Here is a 16673-nt window from a genome sequence, read left to right on the forward strand (position 1 = left end):
CGCTGCCTGCGGCAAACGAATTGCTGGCGATCCCCAGACAGCGGCTCGACCATCTTGCAGCCGGGCTGCCGCGCGGGTTGAAGGCCAATACGCACGCGCATTTCCGCCGCTTCGCCGCGAGCAGTTCGCGCCTCACCATCGGCGTGCTGCGTGGCCAGGTCGCGCACGCAAGGCAGCGGCTGACCGCATCCGGCGAGCGCATCACGCTGTCGGCGCGCGCGCTGCTGCATCGCCGCCGCGAGCGGTTCAACGGGCTCGAGATCCGCCTCAAGGCCTCCAAGCTTGCCAACGCCAAGGCGCAGCGCAATGCGATCGCGCGCGATCTGGAGCGGACCCACCGCCTCGCCGAGCGCGCCCGCCGCGCGCTGCTGACGACGCTGCAACGGCTCGAGGCGCGGGTCGCGCATCGCAGCCAGCTGCTGTCGGCGCTGTCCTATCGCGGCGTGCTGGCGCGCGGCTTTGCGCTGGTGCGCGACGCCGAGGGCCATGCACTGCATTCCGCCGCCGCAGTCGGCCCGAACGCGAGCCTGTCGATCGAGTTCGCCGACGGTCGCGTCGCCGCCACCGCGAGCGCCGATCAGCCTGCGGCGACGGTGACGCCTGAGAGCGCGCCGAAGCCGCAACCCCGCGACGCGAAGCCGGCGGCGCCGAAGCGCGTCACCAAGCCGGTCGATCAAGGCAGCTTGTTCTAGCGCGCCAACCACTCGGCGACTTGCTTCTGCGCATCCTTGCGCGCATCCGCGTCGGTGCCGATATGGCCACGCTCGGCGACATCGACATCGGAGGCCGCGACCGCGTGCAGCGGCAAATTGGCGCGATCGAAGTCGTGATAGGCGTCGGGATAGACCACGATCTTTGCGAGCGCGCTGCGGCCGTGCGCGCCGTCGACCATCTGGTGGCAGGCCGATGACGATGTCACGTCGTCGCGCGCGCCGATCAGCACCAGCGTCGGCACCCGCGCGCTCCAGCCGAGGCCGAACGAGGTGCGGCAATCCGGATAGAACGCGATCGCTGAACGAAAATCCGGCTCGACGTTGCGCGACGACATTTGCGGCCGCACCGCCCACAGCAGGGCGGCGGCGCCGTTACCCCAGCCGATCAGGCTGATGCGGCTCTTCGCGACCCATTTCTGCTGCACCAGCCACTGCCGTGCCGCATTGATGTCGGCGACCCGCGCGCGGCGGGTCTGGACCTGATGCTCCCGGATGCGGCACTGAGGACCGAGCTCGCGCGAGCCGTAACTGTCCGGCAGCAGCACCGCATGGCCGGCCATCAGCAGCTGCTCGGCCCAGTCGCGATAGCGCGGTGCGACCTGCTCGGAACGGCCGGCGAGACCGCCGCAGCCATGCAGCGCAATGACGGTCGGGAACGGTCCGTCGCCATCGGGCCGGTAGAGCTGCGCGTGCAGCGTGACATTGCCGTCGGGAATCTCGACCTGGCGCGGGGTTGGAAGCGGCGTCGCGGCCGCGGCCGGCGCGGCTAGCATGGCGAGGCACATGAAAACTGACTTGAGGCGCATTCGATCCGGCCGGCTCGTTATGGCGCTGCAAACACAGCGGACCATGGTTGCAACGCTACCATGCACGTCCGCCGCCAAATCATCACAAGTCGGTGGTTTAACGGGCGGACATGACACCCTATCTGTGATAGACGGTTTCATGACCATTAAGGCTGCCTCATCGGAGGCAAGGCGGAGAGTTCAAACGTGCTGAACAAGTTCGGTCCCTCGGGCCATGGCGAGGCGCAGGTGCAGTATCTCGACGGCGATTTCCGCGTGATCTCGCCCGGCACCTTTGTGCGTTGTGCCATCACCGACGTCCGGATCCCGCTCGACGAGCTGAAGTACTGGAGCGTCGACCTGCAGGAGGCCTACGCCACCCCGACCGCCGTGTTGCAGCGCCACCATCCGGGCGTGCTCAAGCCGCAGGCTTAAGCGCAGGACCGGGTTCATTTGCGCAGCCTCCTGTCCCGCGCCTTGAACAGCTGATCGGTCACCAGGCGCCGCAGCGCGTTTCCATCATCGAATTGCAGCGTCACCGCGAACGGCACGATCGCCTGCGCCCAGGCCGGCATGCCGTCCGGCCCTCGCAACCGCGCCAGATCCTTTTCCGTCGTCACCAGCGTCAGGCCCTCGCTTCGCGCGTCGGCAATGAGCGCTTCGATCTCGTCCTTCGTGAAGGCATGATGATCGGCGAAAGCCGTCTGGCGCACCACATCGACGCCGCTTGACCGCAGCGTGTTGAAGAAGCGTGCGGGATCGCCGATGCCGGCGAAGGCGAGCACACGCGTCCCGCTCAACGCCGCCAGCGAGGTCTGGTCCGGCTTCAGGCGCGCCGACAACACCGACTTGCCGCGGGACGCGAGATCGGCTGCAATGGTCTGCGCCGCACTCCCCTCCCCGACCACGATCAGCGCGTCGGTGCGTTCCAGCTGCAGCGGCAGCGGCGCGCGCAACGGGCCTGCCGGAATGACGCGGCCGTTGCCGACGCCGCGCCTGCCGTCGATCACGATCAGGCAGCAATCCTTCGCCACGGATGGATTCTGGAAGCCGTCATCCATCAGGATCACGCTCGCATCCTGCGCGCGCGCCAGCGCCAGGCCGGCAGCGCGGTCGCGCGACACCACGACCGGCAAGGTCGCCGCCATCATCAGCGGCTCGTCGCCGATATCGGCCGCCGTGTGGCTGTTACGATCGACCTTGACCGGGCCGGCAAGCCTGCCGCCATAGCCGCGGCTGAGCACCACCGGCCGCTCGTCGAGATCGCGCAGCAGCTTTGCCAGCGCCAGCACCGTCGGCGTCTTGCCCGCGCCGCCGACGTGGTAATTGCCGATGCAGATCACGGAAATGCCGGCATCGATACCGGGGCGCCGCATCCGCCGCGCGGCGACCGCGCCGTACAGCGCGGCAAGCGGTCTCAACAATTGCGATGTCCAAGATGATGGCCGGTGCCAGAAGGCCGGCTCACGCATTGGCGGCTCCCATCTCGAGCCGCAACTGCAACAGATAGGGCTCGAGAGCGGTCACCGTGCGCTCCAGCGCGCCACCGAGCTGTTCGACGACGCGCTCTGAGGCCGCCAGCGAGGTGTCGCGCGCGACGGGATCGGCGAGGAACTGACCAAGCTGCTTGACCAGCGCGTCCCGGTCGTCCGCGCGGCGGGCGCCGCCGGCACGATCGAGCGCCTCATAGACCTCGGTGAAATTGAACACATGCGGGCCGTGCACGATCGCGGCGCCGAGCTTGATCGCCTCGATCGGATTTTGGCCGCCACGCTCAACCAGCGAGCCGCCCATGAACACGATCGGCGCGAGGCGATAGAACAGTCCGAGCTCGCCCATCGTGTCGGCGACATAGATATCGGTTGTCGCGACCGGCAGGTCCTCATGCGAGCGCAGGCCGGGACGAAGGCCGGCGTCGGTCACGAGTTGTGCGACCGCCGCGCCGCGATGGGCATGCCGCGGCACGATCACCGTGAGCAGCCCGGGGAAGAATCTGGCGAGCGACTTGTGCGCCTCGATCAGGATCTCTTCCTCGCCCGGATGGGTCGACGCGGCAACCACGATCGCGCGGCCGCGCGTCACCGACATCAGCCGCTCCAGCTTGGCCGGATCGGCCGGCGGCGCCGCGACATCGAGCTTGAGATTGCCGGTGACGACGACGTTTTGGCTGCCGAGCGCGGCAAAGCGTTCGGCATCGGTGTTCGACTGCGCGAGGCAGATGTCGAACCGTCCGAGCAGCGCCCCGATGGTGTTGGAAAGCCGGCGCCAGCGCGGGAACGAGCGCTGCGACATCCGTCCATTGATCAAGACCATCGGCAGCCGCCGCGCGGCACTCGACAGGATCAGGTTCGGCCACAGGTCGGATTCGATGAACAGCGCCAGCGAAGGATGCCAGTGATCGAGGAAGCGCGCGACATAGCGCGGCGAGTCATACGGCACGTATTGGTGGATCACGTCGGGCGGAAAGCGCTTGGCCACGATCGCCGCCGAGGTCACCGTGCCTGAGGTGAGCAGAATGCGCAGATTGAGCGCGCGCAGCCGCTCGATCAGCCCGACCGCCGCCAGCACCTCGCCGACGCTGGCGCCATGGATCCACACCAGCGGCCCCTGCGGCCTGGTGTCGGCGCTGACGCCGCGCCGCTCACCGACGCGCTCAGGGTCTTCCTTGCCGAGCTTGAGCCGCCGCTTGATCAAGGCAGGCGCGAGCGGCACTATCGCAGACGACAGCTTGCGGTACATGCGCAACGTCATCGGTAGCGAGCTAGCCAAGCGCTGCCTCCGGCCGCCCGACGGCTGCATAGGCGCGCCGGGTCGCTTCGTTGAGTAGATCCTCCACCTGCTGCCGGAGCTTTTCCATCGTCGCGGCGTCGGCATCCGGCGGCACATAGACCGGCTCAATACCTACCACTGCGCCCCGCCCGAATGGCAAATTGATGGTGGTCGAATCCCAGTTTTTCAACCGGATGAATCGGCTGGTGACCATCGCAAACGGGATGATCGGCCGGCCGCTCTCCCGCGCCAGCATGATGGCGCCGAGGCCCGCCACCCGCGCCCGCTTCGGGACGTCGGCCGTGGTCGCCATGTTGCAGCCGTCTTCCAAGGTCCGGACCATCTCGAGGAAGGCGCCGACGCCGCCCTTGCGATGGAACGCGCCGGAATGGTCGCCGGAACCACGGATGGTGCCGATGCCGAGCCGCTCGACCGCGAGGGCATTGAACTCGCCGTCGCGGTGGCGAGAGATCAATACCTTGGCGCGGTAGCTCTTCTTGGTCCTGATGAACGGCGTCATGAAGTGCTGGCCATGCCAGAACACGAAGATCGCCGGCATCAAGGGCTCGACGATCCCGTACACGTCAGACGGCTGGTAGCTGAAGCGGTTGGTGTACCAGACCAGCCGCAGATACTCGGCCGCAAGCACACCCAGCGCGCGCTGCACGAAGCCGCTGCGCAGCAGATCGCGAAGAAGTCGTTTCAATGGGAGTGCTTTGTGTCCTGCTCAGGATCGAGCAACCGGTGGAGGTGAACGACGAAATAGCGCATCTGGGCGTTGTCCACCGTCTGCTGCGCCTTCGCCTTCCAGGCCGCATAGGCGGTCGCATAGTTCGGGTAAACGCCGACGATCTCGACCTCGTCCAGATTCTTGAAGGTGTTGTGCTCGAGATCGGTCAACTCGCCGCCGATGACGAGGTGAAGCAGCTGCGGCTGGGCATTGTCTGACATGATGGTGGTTTTCCTAACGAGATGCCCGGCAAAGCAGTGAAGTCTTGGTCGTTACAGGTCTGGTCGTCACAAGTCTGGTCGTCACAGGTCTGTCGTAACAGGTCTGGTCGTCACAATCGGAAACGCGGTGCGGATCGGCGGGAGCTCACGGCAATGGACGGTTGCGAAAATGCTCGACAATGCGTGCATGACGTTCGCGCCCTGCTGCCACCAGCACCCCATGCGTCACCTCCCGGCGATTGTACTCAATCGCATCCCCCGAGAGCGCGGTCATCTTACCACCCGCTTCCTGCACGATCAAATTCGCGGCGGCAAGATCCCAGTCGCGGCTTTGCCCGCCGGCAAAGGCGGCGTCAAGTCGACCTTGTGCCACGCGGCACAACCGCAGGGCCAGCGATCCGATCCGCGGAAACAGCGTGATCTCGTCGGACGTCGGGCTGAGCCGCTGCACCAGCGGTTTCGGTCCGGCCATCCGGGGAAAATCGAAATCGGTGCCTGCGGTCGCGTGCACGCCGCTGTCGTTCAGGGTGGCGCCCTGACCGCGGGCGGCGAAGAAGAATTCCTCGGTCACCGGCGCATACACCGCCGCGAGCACCGGCGATGCATTTTCAACCAGCGCCACACTGACGCACCAGTCCTCGCGACCGGCGAGATAGGCGCGGGTGCCGTCGATCGGATCGACGATCCAGGTGAAGCGTCTGTCAAGCCGGGTCGCGTTGTCGACGCTCTCCTCCGACAGCCAGCCGTAAGCCGGCGTCGCCGAACGCAGCTGCTGCTCCAGGAGGTCGTTGACCGCGATGTCGGCCTCCGACACCGGCGAGGACGCGCCCTTGATCCAGTTTTTCAATTCGGTGCGGAACAGCGACGATGCGAGCCGGCCCGCCTCCTGCACCGATCGCGTCAGCAAGGCGGCATCGCGCGCCTTGGTCCAGTCGTCCGTATCAGCGTCCGCCAAGCGTCAGACCCTCGATGCGCAGCGTCGGCGAATTGACACCGTAGCGGAACTCCAGATCGTTGGCGGCGACCAGCGACTTGAACATCGGCAGCAGATGGCCGGCGATGGTCACTTCGCTGACCGGATAGGTGATCTCGCCGTTCTCGATCCAGAAGCCGGAGGCGCCGCGGCTGTAATCGCCGGTCACGCCGTTGACACCCGAGCCGATCAGGTCGGTGACATAGAAGCCCTGCTTGATGTCGGAGATCAGCTCTTTCGGCGTCACCGCACCCGGCTCGAGATGCAGATTATACGTGCCGGGCGACGGCGAGGACGACACGCCGCGATGGGCATGCCCGGTCGTCACCAGGCCGAGCTCGCGTGCGGTCGCCGAGTCCAGCACCCAGGTGGTGAGCACGCCTTCGTCGATCAGCGCCGTCCGCTTCACCTTGACGCCCTCGGCATCGAAGGTCTGCGAACGCAGGCCACGCACGCGCAGGGGATCGTCGATGATGCGGATGTCCCTGGAGAACAGCTGCTCGCCGAGCTTGTCCTTCAGGAAGCTGGTCTTGCGCGCGATCGAGGCGCCGTTGATCGAGCCGACCAGATGGCCGACGATCGAGCCGGCAACCCGCGGGTCGAACACCACAGGCACCTTGCAGGTCTCGACCTTACGCGGATTCGACCGCGCCACCGCGCGCTCGCCGGCCTTGCGGCCGACGGTCGTGGGCGAATCGAGATCGGACGCATGCGGCGCGCTGGTGAAATCATAGTCGCGCTCCATGCCGGTGCCCTCACCGGAAATCGCCGTCGTCGAGATGCCGTGGCTGGAGCGCAGATAAGAACCGTGGAAGCCGGTCGACGTCACCAGCACCATGCCGCCGATCCCGGTCGAGGCCGACGCACCGCCGGACTTCGTGACGCCCTTGACCGCGAGCGCTGCAGCCTCCGCCTCGATGGCGCGCTGCTCGAGCTCGGCCGTAGTCGGAACCTTGCGGTCGAGCAGATCGAGATCGGGGAAATCATGCGCATGGAGCGCGGGATCGGCCAGGCCGACATATTTGTCGTCAGGCGCGACGCGCGCCATCGCCACCGCGCGCTCGGCAAGCTTTGCGACCCCGTCGCCGCCGACGTCGTTGGTCGACACCACCGCCTGGCGCTGGCCGACGAACACCCGCAAGCCGACGTCGTCGCCTTCGGAGCGCTCGGTTTCCTCGACGCGACCGTCGCGCACCTCGACGCCCTGCGAGACGCCGCGCACCGCAAGGGCGTCGGCCGCATCGGCGCCGGCGCGCTTGGCGGCATCGACCAGGCGCTGCGCGAGGTCGCTGAGCGCGGATTGGTCGAACAGATCGGAGGTATCACCGTGTCGCGATGCAGATGGTGAAGAGTTCACGAACGAATTCCTGCGGGTTGAGGGGGGCCCGGAACGAAGTAACAGACCTCACCAGATGTGCCGGATTCACAGGGATTTCAAGCACTTTGCGCCGGCGAGCAACAAAGATTTGAGTGAACGGGGCAAGGCTTCGTCAATCATGCGGGCCAACCTCTTGTCAATCATGGCGCCAGGTGAGGAGAGATTAACCAGGCTTTTTAAGCCGAAACGGCCATCGCTCGGCTAGGCTCTCACACATCGACCGGGAACATAATCCCGGCGGGGAGACAGAGCTTTGAGGCGTCAAACACCAACAAGCGGAATCAATTCCGCCGGGTCGAGCTGCGCACTGCGGCTCGACCCTCTTTCCCTTCCGCTCTCCTTCCACGCGCAGGATGCGCGCGCGGATGGCGGCACGCGGCAGGTCGAGCTTCATCGCGAACATGTCGTGCTGCGCCGTGCCGTTCTCGGCATGCGGATGGCGGTCAATGTTCGCGTCAGCGATTTCCTCGGCGTCGCCGTGCGCGGCATCGACGACACGCAGATGCTGGTGCTGGTTCACCGCGATCCCGCGCTCACCATTCCGCTCGGCTCCAGTTCGGATGCCGACGAAATCACCTCCGCCTGGCAGACGTGGAGCGACATCTTCCGCCTGCCGCAGCTGACCGAGCGGGCACCGCGCCAGCCGGCCCCGCGTCGCCGTCGCCGCAACGCGATCCGCGCGCGCCGCCCGAAATTCCTGGTCCGCCGCCGCGCCGGCGTTCAGCTCAACGAAGCCAGCGTGCATCGCGACGAGCGCGAGATCATCGCGCGGGATTGAGTTTGGCACCGTCATTCGCCTCACGGTAACTGTCGTCCCTGCGTAAGCAGGGACCCATACCCCGCGGCTTATGTCGTGAACGGGACTCGTCGTTCCGGCATGCTCAGCAATAACCGTTGGTGGTTATGGGTCCCTGCTTTCGCAGGGACGACACCGAATATGTGGTTCGGTCGATGAGTCATGCGTCCGTATTCTCGCGACACCTCTCGCGCGCCCCCGGAATGACGACGGAATGAGAGTTACGCCGCGCGCAGCACCGCGTCGACGACGAGGCTCGCGAACAGGATGAAGCCGGCGTCGCGGTTGGACTTGAAGATGCGCAGGCAGAGCGCGGGATCGCTGGTGTCGAGCCGGCGGACCTGCCAGCCGAGATGCAGTGCGAACGCGGCAAGGCCGATCCAGGCCGGCCAGCGCGCCCCCGCGAGCGCGAATGCCACGCCGATCAGCAGCACGGCGAGACCATAGAAGATCACCAGCGCGCGATGGGTGCGCGCGCCGAACAGCCGCGCGGTGGACTTGACGCCGATCAGTGCATCATCCTCGGCGTCCTGGTGGGCGTAGATGGTGTCGTAGGCGATCACCCAGGCGATCGATCCGGCGTAGAGCGCAATCGCCGCACCATCGATGCGTTCGAGCGTCACTGCAAATCCCATCAGCGCGCCGTAGGAAAACGCGAGACCGAGCACGACCTGCGGCCACCAGGTGATCCGCTTCATGAACGGGTAGATCGCGACGATCACGAGCGAGGCGATGCCGGTCAGCACCGCGAAGCGGTTGAACTGCGCCAGCACCGCAAGCCCGATCAGCGCCTGCAGCACCATGAAGACCACGGCCCCCGTCACCGTGACCTGTCCGGCCGGAATCGGCCGCGACCGGGTGCGCTCGACCTTGGCGTCGAGATCGCGGTCGGTGATGTCGTTCCAGGTGCAGCCGGCGCCGCGCATCACGAAGGCGCCAATGAAGAACAGCAGGACGACGAGCGGCAGCGAGCGGACATCCTGCGCGACGCCGGCGGCAAGCGCCGCCGACCACCAGCACGGCATCAACAGCAGCCAGGAGCCGATCGGCCGGTCGTAGCGCGCCAGCCGCAGATAGGGCCGTGACCAGACCGGCGCATGGGTATCCACCCAGTTGCCTGTGGAGTCGGCAACGCGGGCGGAAACGTCACTCATCTGCGGTCAATCATCGGTGGACCCTTATCGGGTGAGAACGTTGCCGTTCAGCGTATCGAAGGTGCTGCCGCCCTTCTTGGTCGGCGTCGCTTCCGGCAGCGAGGCGGACGAGCCGAGCACGTCGCTCAGCGACGGCCCCGCCGGCCCGCGCGGCTGCGCCGCCGCCTGCTCCGCCACGTTGCAGACCTTCTTCAGCAGCGCTTCGGTATTCTTGTGACCGTCCTTGAGCTGGTTGGCGATCTGCGGCGGAATTCCGCACTTGGCCGCGTTGGTATCGACATATTTGATCATCTTGATCTCGGCCTGGCTGTAATTGCCGATCAGCTTGCAGGCCTCCTGCGGGCTGGCGTGCCGATCGCTCGCCGTCTTGATCGCCTTGCCACGCTTCTCCGCCTCCTCACGCAGCGGGACGAAATTCTTCATGCAGGCCTCGCCGGGGCCACCTGCCTCCGCGCTGGGCGGGGGCGGCGGAGATGACAGACCGCCGCCCGCGATGGGGGCAGCACCATTGCTCGGAAAGGCCGACGGCGTGGCGCCGACCCTGGCCGCCGGCGCGCCATTGACCGGCGGGAATGCAGGATCCGAGGCGGTGCCGGCCCGGCTGGCGGGACGTGCAACGTTGACCGGCGGGAACGCGGGATCCGAGGCGGTGCCGGCCTGGCCTTGATTGGGCAGCGGTGCCGGAAAAGCGCTCTGGGCAGCCGCCTGCCCCGCAGACAGGGCGGTCGCGGCAACGGTCAGCACGATCAGTCGGCGGATCATCGAGGGTGTTTCTCCGGCAAAAGGTCCAGGCAACCCCAGCGCTACAAAAACGAAGCAACGAAATTTGGGGGCGTTTTACGATTCCTGTGAGGCCTTAACAACCCGTGGATTTGGGCGACAGCGCGGCGTAGGGCCACACCGGCCACATTAAATTGTTCCCCGATTCTAAGCCTTTAGGCTACGAGCACGGTAAAAATCGACCATCAAGTCTGCCTGAGCGGGATTTTCGGTCATGCGCCGGTTTGAATTTTACGGTCCTGCGCTGACCGAAAAACAAAAGGGGCCGCGTGCAAGCGACCCCTCGGACTGGAAAAATGACTTGGTGTCAGAAGCAATATATCGACGCTTCCTTACTACCTTGGCCGACCAGTTCCTGGCGAGTCCGCGCGATTACGGTGTCGCCCGGTTTGGTTAACCTGCCGCACAGCACTGACGCCGCTGGAACGCATCTCAAGAACCCACGACATGCCTGAACACGATTTCCGCAGCCCCCGCCTGTTTGTCGATGCCCCGCTCGGTGCCGGCGCCACCGTTCCGCTCGAACGCGACCAGAGCAACTATCTCGGCAACGTGCTGCGGCTTAACGCCGGCGACACCGTGCTGGTGTTCAACGGCCGCGACGGCGAATGGCGCGCGGCGATTTCCGGCCGCAAGCGGGCGGACACGCTGACAATCGCAGCACAAACCCGCGCGCAGGATCGGCTGCCCGACGTCGCCTATGTGTTCGCGCCGCTGAAACATGCCCGGCTCGACTACATGGTGCAGAAGGCGGTCGAGATGGGCGCGGCACGGCTGGTGCCGGTGCTGACGCGCTTCACCCAGGTGTCGCGGGTCAACAGCGAGCGGATGCGCGCCAATGTGGTCGAGGCCGCCGAGCAATGCGGCATCATCTCGCTCGCCGAGGTCGCCGATCCCCTGCCCCTCGAACGCTACCTCGCCGGGCGCGACCAGGCGCGGCTGCTGGTGTTCTGCGACGAGGCGGCCGAGGTCGCAAATCCGATCCAGGCGCTGCAAGCGGCGAGGGCTGCAAATGCCGGCATCGATGTCCTGATCGGCCCTGAGGGCGGCTTCGCCGAGGAGGAGCGCGCGCTGCTGCTGCGCCAGCCCAGCATCCTCCGCCTCGCCCTCGGCCCGCGCATCCTGCGCGCCGACACCGCCGCCGTCGCCGCGCTGGCGCTGGTGCAGGCGGCACTGGGGGATTGGGGCGCGAGTGATGGACGCACCGGCGGAATGGTTCCCTCGCCCCTTGCGGGGGAGGGTTAGGGAGAGGGGTGCCGCTTGCTCCGCTGCGCGACGCGAATTCACACTTTCAGTGTTGACGTTGCAGAAGCTGGATTGTCCGTGGATATCTCGGCTGCCCGAGTGCGGGGCTTACCCCTCTCCCCACCCTCCCCCGCAAGGGACGAGGAAGTCCGACTGAGGTGCTCACTTCACTCGCAATTCCTGCCCTAGCCAAGCCGTCGTAAAATCGTTAACGAACCCAATCATTAAGCCACTTGGCTGATCCCTGTCGAAACCCTGACACGGCCATGCTAAGGGCTCCGCCAACACCACCCATGGAACCCGCCCTGGAACTCGATTTCGAGGCGAAATGGACGTCGAGATGACCGAACCTGCCGCACCACGATCCGCCGCCGGATCCGCCTCATGGGCGGATGCGCTGCTGGCCTCGTTCGCGCAGGCCGGCTATCTCAGGTCCGAGCCCGCAATCCTGCAGCCGGCCGAGCCGTTCCTCGACCTCTCCGGCGAGGACATCCGCAAGAGCCTGTATCTGACGACCGACCCGAGCGGCGAGGAGCTCTGCCTGCGCCCGGATCTTACGATTCCGGTGGCGCGCGACTACCTCGCCTCGCCCCGCGCCGGCCAGCCGGCCGGCTTCAGCTATCTCGGGCCGGTGTTCCGCTATCGCGACGGCCAGCCGAGCCAATTCCTGCAAGCCGGCATCGAATCCTTCGGGCGGCAGGACCGCGCCGCGGCCGACGCCGAGATGCTCGCGCTGGCACTGGAGGCGACCACGGCTTTCGGTTTGACCGATGTCGAGATCCGCACCGGCGACGTGGCGCTGTTCAACGCGCTGATCGATGCGCTCGAGCTCTATCCGGTGTGGCGGCGCCGGCTGATCAAGGATTTCAACCGCAAGGTTTCGCTGACCGACGACATCGAGCAGCTGACACTCTCGACCGCGCCGGGCCGCAACGAATATGAGGGCGTGCTCGCGGCGCTGGCCGGCTCCGACCGCAAGGCGGCGCTGGCGCTGGTCACCGATCTGATGTCGATCGCCGGCACCACCAATGTCGGCGGGCGCACGGTCGCCGAGATCGCCGACCGCTTCCTCGAGCAATCGACCTTGAAGGCCGGCGCGCTGCCGCGCGACGCGGTCGCGACCATCAAGCGCTTCCTGGCGATCTCGGGCGATCCCGACGACGCGGTCGCGCAACTGCGCGCGCTGGCTTCGGACGCCAAGCTGAACCTCGCCGCCGCGATCGACCAGCTCGAGAGCCGGGTCGGCTTCATGGCGGCGCGCGGCATCGACATCCGAAAAACCCGCTTCTCGACCGCGTTCGGCCGCGGCCTCGACTACTACACGGGTTTCGAGTTCGAGCTGCACGCCAAGGGCAACGGCAGCGAGCCGCTGGTCGCGGGCGGCCGCTATGATGGGCTGATGACGCAGCTCGGATCACGGAGCCCGATCCCCGCGGTCGGCTTCTCGGTCTGGATCGAGGCGATGACCCGACACGGCAAGGCCCTGCGCGGAGACGCCCGATGAGCACACCCTTCGTCGTCGCCGTCCCCTCCAAGGGGCGCTTGCAGGAAAACGCGGAGAGCTTCTTCGCCCGCGCCGGGCTGACCCTGTCGAAGGCCGGCGGCGCGCGCGACTATCGCGGCACCATCGCCGGCGTCGACAATGTCGAGATCGCCTATCTCTCGGCGAGCGAGATCGCGGCCAATCTGGCCCGCGGCTCGGTGCATCTCGGCGTCACCGGCGAGGATCTGGTGCGCGAGAGCATTCCGGATCCCGACAAGCGCGTGCTGATGATCGAAGGCCTCGGCTTCGGCTATGCCAATGTCGTGGTCGCAGTGCCGCAGGCCTGGATCGACGTCCGCACCATGGCCGATCTCGACGACGTCGCATCGGGCTTCCGCGAGCAGCACAATCATCGCATGCGGGTCGCGACCAAATACATCAACCTGACGCGCGGCTTCTTCGCCAGGCACGGCGTCGGCGACTACCGCATCGTCGAGAGCGCCGGCGCCACCGAAGGCGCGCCCGCGGCCGGCACCGCCGAATTGATCGTCGACATCACGACCACCGGCGCTACGCTTGCCGCCAACGGGCTCAAGGTGCTGGACGACGGCGTGATGCTGCGCAGCCAGGCCAATCTGGTGGCCTCCAAGGATGCCGACTGGTCGACCGGCGCCCGCGAGACCGCGCGCGTCATCCTCGACCACATCGCCGCGCGCGCCCGCGCCAGCAAGTATCGCGAGGTCCGCACCCGCTTCGCTGGTTGCAACGATGCGTTGCTGTCCGAGGCGCACAGCCGTTTCGGCGTGGTCGCCCCGTTCGGCGGCCCGACCTCGTCGGGCATGCTTACGCTGCACTGCCCACCGGGCAAGCTTTACGCGCTCGGCAGCTTCCTGCGCGAGCACGGCGCCGAGACCGTCTCGGTGGTGTCGCTGGACTACGTGTTCGACCGCGAGAACCCGCTGTTCGCCAAGCTTGAGGCGTTCCTGCGACAATGAGTAGACCGGGCCGTTCATCTTGGCGACAGCCGGCCGTCGGTACCATATTGTGTTCATGATCTCTGTTGCGACGCGTTTTCCTGCCGCGAACCGGAACCCGATTTCGCGCGAAAACGCTCTAGTTCTGGAACCTGACCGATGATGCTGGGCTCTGACGTTTCCAGCCTGACCACAACCGCCAAGACCGCGGCCGCGCAGGGTCTGTCCATCGTCGTGCCCGTCTACAACGAGGCCGCCGGGCTCAGTGCGCTGCACCAGCGGCTGATCGACCTCGCCAGGGCGCTGGGCGTCCGTTACGGCCTCGCTTGCGAAGTGATCTATGTCGACGACGGCAGCGCCGACAACACGCTGGCGATCGCGCGCGGCCTGCCTGCCGATGGGCTCGACCTCCAGGTGGTGTCGCTGTCGCGCAATTTCGGCAAGGAGGCGGCGCTGATGGCCGGCCTCGACCATGCCCGCCGCGGCGCGGTACTGTTCATGGATGGCGACGGCCAGCACCCACCGACGCTGGTGGAGCAACTGGTCGCGCACTGGATCGATGACGGCTACGACGTGGTCTATACCGCGAAGGCGCATCGCGACAATGAATCGGCGGCGCGGCGACTTGCCGTGCGCGGCTTCTACGCGCTGATCAACTGGGGCGCGCGGCAGCAGATTCCCGAGGACGCCGGCGACTTCCGCCTGCTCTCGCCGCGCGCCGCCGCGGCCTTGCGGCAATTGCCGGAGCGCAACCGCTTCTTTAAGGGCCTCGCCAGCTGGATCGGCTTCAGGCAGATCCGCGTCGACTACGAGCCGGCGCCGCGCGCGCATGGCGTCACCACCTTCAATGCCGGCCGGCTGATCGGCCTGTCGATCGAGGGCCTGACCTCGTTCTCGGTGGCGCCGCTGCGCTTTGCCAGCCTGCTCGGCGCGCTGCTCGCCGGCGTGGCTTTCCTGTTCGGTCTCTCGATCCTGTGGGAAGTGCTGACCACCGGCAAACAGGTCCCCGGCTATCCGTCGCTGATGATCGGCATGATGACGATCGGCGGCGTGCAGCTCATCATGATCGGGATCGTCGGCGAATACATCGGCAAGATCCTCTCCGAGCTGAAGGCGCGGCCGATCTACTTCGTCGCCGAGCATACCGAGAAGCACGCTGACGGCGGTGCGGCGCAGGCGGCCTCCGAGCGGACCGCCGCCGAATGAGCGAAACCGCGCCGCGCCGGATCTGGCTGTGTGCTGACGATTATGGCTTGAGTGACGGCGTCAACCGCGCAATCCGCGATCTGATCGAGCGCGGCCGCCTCAACGCAACGTCCGTGATGATGGTGACGCCGGCGATCGGCCGGGAGAGCGCGGCTGCGCTGCAGGCATCGGTGGCGAAAAGCCCGCGCTGCGCGATCGGTCTGCATGTGACGCTGACCGCGCCGTTTCGGCCGCTGACGATGCACTTCCGGCCGCTCGACGGCGACATGTTCCTGCCCTTCCCGCGACTGTTGCGCGCCGGGCTGATGCATCGGCTCGATGCCGAGCTGGTGCATGCCGAGGTGCTAGCGCAGCTCGACGCGTTCCACGATTTGTTCGGCCGCGCGCCCGATTTCGTCGACGGCCATCAGCACGCGCAACTGTTTCCGCAGGTACGCGACGGCTTCCTGCGTGCCGTGAAGGAGCGCGCGCCCAACGCCTGGGTACGGCAGTGCGGCCGCGAAGGTCCGCTCGCGCGCCAGCTGGCGGCGCCGAAGGCGCTGGTGCTGAACGTGCTCTCAACGCAATTCCGCATCAAGGCGCAGCGATCCGGCCTGCCTTTCAATCCGGCCTTCGCGGGCGCCTACGACTTTACGCGCGGCAGCGACTTCGGCGCGCTGATGCAGGGCTTTCTTGAGGGCATGCCGGAGGGCGGGCTCGTGATGTGCCATCCGGGCTTCGTCGATGAAACCCTGAAAAATCTCGACCCGCTGACGACCCAGCGCGAGACCGAGCATGCCTATCTCGCAGGCGACGATTTCGCCGCGCTGCTGGCCCTGAATAAAGTTACACTGGCCTGATGGGGTTCATAAAAATCCGCCGGTCGTATTGTCGCATACATAAATTTAATTCTGGCCCCCACTCCTTGCGCCACAAACCCCGTCCTACATGAGGCGCGCGCCGATTCGATCGACGCGATGGAGAACGCCATGACACCGCAAGAACGCCAACTGATCGACGATCTCTTCGACCGGCTCGCCAAGCTGGAGAATGCCCCGCGCGACAGCGAGGCCATGTCCGCGATCATGCAGGGCCTGCGCAGCGCGCCGAATGCGGTTTACGCGCTGGTGCAGACCGCGCTGGTGCAGGACGAGGCGCTGAAGCGCGCCCATGACAGGATCCAGGAACTCGAGGCCGCGGTCGGCCAGCAACAGCCCGCGCAGCAGCAAGGCGGTTTCCTCGATTCGATGCGCGATGCGATCTTCGGCCAGGGTCAAGGACAGGGCCAGCAGCCGCATGGTTCGGTGCCGCCGGTGCGTGCGCCCGATATCGGCGGCGGCCGTCCGGTCTGGAACTCGGGCCAGGCGATGCAGCAGGCCGGCGGCTATGGCCAGCCGCCGCAGCAATACGGTCAACCGCAATTCGGCCAGCCCCCGGCCTTCGGCGGCGGCGCGCCCGGTGGCGGTGGCGGCTCGTTCCTCGGCACG

General features: G+C 66.6%; 18 protein-coding genes. 9 read left to right on the forward strand and 9 right to left on the reverse strand.

Annotation, left to right across the window (positions count from 1 at the left end; genetic code table 11):
* On the forward strand, positions 1-692 hold a 692-nt coding region (locus tag H8A92_RS34510), incomplete at its 5' end, for an exodeoxyribonuclease VII large subunit (RefSeq protein ID WP_274613544.1).
* Here H8A92_RS34510 and H8A92_RS34515 read toward each other — a convergent pair.
* Entirely contained in the window at positions 689-1519 is an 831-nt protein-coding gene (locus H8A92_RS34515; RefSeq protein ID WP_229199812.1) for a dienelactone hydrolase family protein, read from the reverse strand. The two genes, H8A92_RS34510 and H8A92_RS34515, sit on opposite strands and share 4 nt — an antisense overlap.
* Positions 1520-1705: 186 nt before the next feature.
* On the opposite strand from H8A92_RS34515, the gene H8A92_RS34520 reads away from it, so the two are divergent.
* Positions 1706-1933, forward strand: a complete 228-nt coding sequence (locus H8A92_RS34520) for a DUF2093 domain-containing protein (RefSeq protein WP_016848019.1) — start codon at positions 1706-1708, stop codon at positions 1931-1933.
* Positions 1934-1947: 14 nt separating this feature from the next.
* Here H8A92_RS34520 and lpxK read toward each other — a convergent pair whose 3' ends face one another.
* The 6 genes from lpxK to H8A92_RS34550 form a co-directional block, all read right to left on the reverse strand.
* Positions 1948-2970, reverse strand: coding sequence for a tetraacyldisaccharide 4'-kinase (gene lpxK, locus H8A92_RS34525; RefSeq protein ID WP_229199813.1), 1023 nt, complete (start codon positions 2968-2970; stop codon positions 1948-1950).
* Positions 2963-4297 carry a 3-deoxy-D-manno-octulosonic acid transferase gene (locus tag H8A92_RS34530; RefSeq protein WP_229199814.1) on the reverse strand — a complete coding sequence of 445 codons (1335 nt, stop codon included), beginning with the start codon at positions 4295-4297 and terminating at the stop codon, positions 2963-2965. Before H8A92_RS34530 ends, lpxK begins: the two co-directional genes overlap by 8 nt.
* Complete coding sequence (locus tag H8A92_RS34535; protein ID WP_229199815.1) at positions 4260-4973, reverse strand: lysophospholipid acyltransferase family protein; 714 nt, start codon at positions 4971-4973, stop codon at positions 4260-4262. Before H8A92_RS34535 ends, H8A92_RS34530 begins: the two co-directional genes overlap by 38 nt.
* Positions 4970-5218: a DUF4170 domain-containing protein gene (locus H8A92_RS34540; RefSeq protein WP_016848023.1), complete on the reverse strand. Its 249-nt coding sequence runs from the start codon at positions 5216-5218 to the stop codon at positions 4970-4972. The genes H8A92_RS34535 and H8A92_RS34540 overlap by 4 nt, the downstream gene beginning before the upstream one ends.
* A gap of 145 nt (positions 5219-5363) precedes the next feature.
* Positions 5364-6173: a 3'(2'),5'-bisphosphate nucleotidase CysQ gene (locus H8A92_RS34545; RefSeq protein ID WP_229199816.1), complete on the reverse strand. Its 810-nt coding sequence runs from the start codon at positions 6171-6173 to the stop codon at positions 5364-5366.
* Positions 6160-7548, reverse strand: coding sequence for a TldD/PmbA family protein (locus H8A92_RS34550; protein ID WP_229199817.1), 1389 nt, complete (start codon positions 7546-7548; stop codon positions 6160-6162). The genes H8A92_RS34545 and H8A92_RS34550 overlap by 14 nt, the downstream gene beginning before the upstream one ends.
* A 274-nt stretch (positions 7549-7822) precedes the next feature.
* Here H8A92_RS34550 and H8A92_RS34555 point away from each other — a divergent pair, with 274 nt between their 5' ends.
* Positions 7823-8347 (forward strand): DUF6101 family protein, encoded by a 525-nt coding sequence (locus tag H8A92_RS34555; protein ID WP_229199818.1) that lies wholly within the window; start codon positions 7823-7825, stop codon positions 8345-8347.
* Between the two features lie 239 nt (positions 8348-8586).
* Here the strand turns inward: H8A92_RS34555 and ubiA are convergent, their stop codons facing one another.
* Positions 8587-9519 carry a 4-hydroxybenzoate octaprenyltransferase gene (gene ubiA / locus H8A92_RS34560; RefSeq protein ID WP_229199819.1) on the reverse strand — a complete coding sequence of 311 codons (933 nt, stop codon included), beginning with the start codon at positions 9517-9519 and terminating at the stop codon, positions 8587-8589.
* A 24-nt stretch (positions 9520-9543) separates the two neighbouring features.
* Entirely contained in the window at positions 9544-10281 is a 738-nt protein-coding gene (locus H8A92_RS34565; RefSeq protein ID WP_229199820.1) for a hypothetical protein, read from the reverse strand.
* A 465-nt stretch (positions 10282-10746) separates the two neighbouring features.
* Between H8A92_RS34565 and H8A92_RS34570 the strand changes: the two genes are divergently transcribed.
* The 6 genes from H8A92_RS34570 to H8A92_RS34595 all read left to right on the forward strand — a co-directional run.
* On the forward strand, positions 10747-11544 hold the full coding sequence (locus tag H8A92_RS34570) for a 16S rRNA (uracil(1498)-N(3))-methyltransferase (RefSeq protein ID WP_229199821.1): 798 nt from the start codon (positions 10747-10749) through the stop codon (positions 11542-11544).
* 340 nt (positions 11545-11884) lie between these two features.
* Positions 11885-13048, forward strand: coding sequence for an ATP phosphoribosyltransferase regulatory subunit (locus H8A92_RS34575; protein WP_229199822.1), 1164 nt, complete (start codon positions 11885-11887; stop codon positions 13046-13048).
* Positions 13045-14022, forward strand: a complete 978-nt coding sequence (hisG, locus tag H8A92_RS34580; RefSeq protein WP_163155215.1) for an ATP phosphoribosyltransferase — start codon at positions 13045-13047, stop codon at positions 14020-14022. Before H8A92_RS34575 ends, hisG begins: the two co-directional genes overlap by 4 nt.
* Positions 14023-14160: 138 nt before the next feature.
* On the forward strand, positions 14161-15207 hold the full coding sequence (locus H8A92_RS34585) for a glycosyltransferase family 2 protein (RefSeq protein ID WP_229199823.1): 1047 nt from the start codon (positions 14161-14163) through the stop codon (positions 15205-15207).
* The gene (locus H8A92_RS34590) at positions 15204-16046 is read left to right on the forward strand and encodes a ChbG/HpnK family deacetylase (RefSeq protein WP_229199824.1); all 843 of its coding nucleotides are present in this window, start codon (positions 15204-15206) and stop codon (positions 16044-16046) included. Before H8A92_RS34585 ends, H8A92_RS34590 begins: the two co-directional genes overlap by 4 nt.
* Before the next feature lie 129 nt (positions 16047-16175).
* A partial coding sequence (locus H8A92_RS34595; RefSeq protein ID WP_229199825.1) for a DUF2076 domain-containing protein occupies positions 16176-16673 on the forward strand: 498 nt, incomplete at its 3' end.

The sequence above is a fragment of the Bradyrhizobium acaciae genome (assembly GCF_020889785.1).
Taxonomy (GTDB): domain Bacteria; phylum Pseudomonadota; class Alphaproteobacteria; order Rhizobiales; family Xanthobacteraceae; genus Bradyrhizobium; species Bradyrhizobium acaciae.

Coding starts and splice junctions, on each gene's coding strand:
- H8A92_RS34515 (WP_229199812.1), bottom strand. CDS start 1,519: ATGCGCCTCAAGTCAGTTTTCATGTGCCTCGCCATGCTAGCCGCGCCG.
- lpxK (WP_229199813.1), bottom strand. CDS start 2,970: ATGCGTGAGCCGGCCTTCTGGCACCGGCCATCATCTTGGACATCGCAA.
- H8A92_RS34530 (WP_229199814.1), bottom strand. CDS start 4,297: ATGCAGCCGTCGGGCGGCCGGAGGCAGCGCTTGGCTAGCTCGCTACCG.
- H8A92_RS34540 (WP_016848023.1), bottom strand. CDS start 5,218: ATGTCAGACAATGCCCAGCCGCAGCTGCTTCACCTCGTCATCGGCGGC.
- ubiA (WP_229199819.1), bottom strand. CDS start 9,519: ATGAGTGACGTTTCCGCCCGCGTTGCCGACTCCACAGGCAACTGGGTG.
- H8A92_RS34565 (WP_229199820.1), bottom strand. CDS start 10,281: ATGATCCGCCGACTGATCGTGCTGACCGTTGCCGCGACCGCCCTGTCT.
- H8A92_RS34570 (WP_229199821.1), top strand. CDS start 10,747: ATGCCTGAACACGATTTCCGCAGCCCCCGCCTGTTTGTCGATGCCCCG.
- H8A92_RS34575 (WP_229199822.1), top strand. CDS start 11,885: ATGACCGAACCTGCCGCACCACGATCCGCCGCCGGATCCGCCTCATGG.
- hisG (WP_163155215.1), top strand. CDS start 13,045: ATGAGCACACCCTTCGTCGTCGCCGTCCCCTCCAAGGGGCGCTTGCAG.
- H8A92_RS34585 (WP_229199823.1), top strand. CDS start 14,161: ATGATGCTGGGCTCTGACGTTTCCAGCCTGACCACAACCGCCAAGACC.
- H8A92_RS34590 (WP_229199824.1), top strand. CDS start 15,204: ATGAGCGAAACCGCGCCGCGCCGGATCTGGCTGTGTGCTGACGATTAT.